2 protein-coding genes are annotated in these 865 nt (G+C 48.0%); both read left to right on the forward strand.

Annotation, left to right across the window (positions count from 1 at the left end; genetic code table 11):
• On the forward strand, positions 1 to 175 hold a 175-nt coding region (locus tag EQY_RS25450), incomplete at its 5' end, for a RusA family crossover junction endodeoxyribonuclease (RefSeq protein WP_038809424.1).
• Positions 172 to 714: a DUF1133 family protein gene (locus EQY_RS0123760; RefSeq protein ID WP_000640049.1), complete on the forward strand. Its 543-nt coding sequence runs from the start codon at positions 172 to 174 to the stop codon at positions 712 to 714. The genes EQY_RS25450 and EQY_RS0123760, both read left to right, overlap by 4 nt.
• Positions 715 to 865: the final 151 nt, after the last annotated feature.

Genomic DNA, 865 nt, shown 5'->3' on the forward strand with positions numbered 1-865 from the left:
CCGTCGTGACCTGGACAATATCCTGAAAGCGCCACTGGATGCACTGACACATGCGGGGCTGCTCATAGACGATGAGCAGTTTGACGAAATCAATATTGTGCGCGGTCAGGTCGTTCCTGGTGGTCGGCTGGGTGTGAAGATTTACGAAATTGAAAGTGAGCGAGCGGAAAAATGATATACCCGGAAGTTACAGGCAAAAGTGGCGAGCATTTACGACTGAAAACGCTGGAATCTGTCTGGATCCAGGGGAAGTTACGGATGTGGGGTCGCTGGTCGTATATAGGTGGCGGCAAAACAGGGAATATGTTTAACCAGCTACTGGCATCCAAAAAACTGACAAAAACCGCGATCAATGAAGCCCTGCGCAAAATCAGGGAATCAGGGATTGATAAACCTGAACTGGAAGCATTCTTGCGAGAGATGATCGCTGGCAGACAGAAGAGCTGGCTGTCTCACTGTACTGATGCAGAGGCGTTATGCATTGATGGAGTAATAAGTAAAGCGCTCGCAAGTTATCCTGGATTGATTGATATCCTGCGGCAACGGTACGAGGGGCGGGGGATGAGTAAACGAAAAATGGCTGAATTGTTGAATGAGGTGCACCCGGAATGGTGTTTTAGTACATGCGAAAAGCGAATTGCTAATTGGTTGGCTGTTGCTGAATATGCGCTATACATCCCTATGCGAGAATCGTTTGCTCAAAAAATGTCTTGATTTTTTACGCATAAACTGTTTCAATCCAGCTACGCTTCGCAAAGCTGTACCGCGAGGCGAATAGCAGACATGGACACCCGAAAGAGCCCGCTTTATGCGGGTTTTTTTGTGCCCGAAAAACGGTACAGAACATTAAACGCGCTGGTGGTTG

This window comes from Escherichia sp. TW14182, from assembly GCF_000208525.1.
GTDB classification, from domain to species: Bacteria; Pseudomonadota; Gammaproteobacteria; order Enterobacterales; family Enterobacteriaceae; genus Escherichia; species Escherichia ruysiae.

Coding starts and splice junctions, on each gene's coding strand:
- EQY_RS0123760 (WP_000640049.1), top strand. CDS start 172: ATGATATACCCGGAAGTTACAGGCAAAAGTGGCGAGCATTTACGACTG.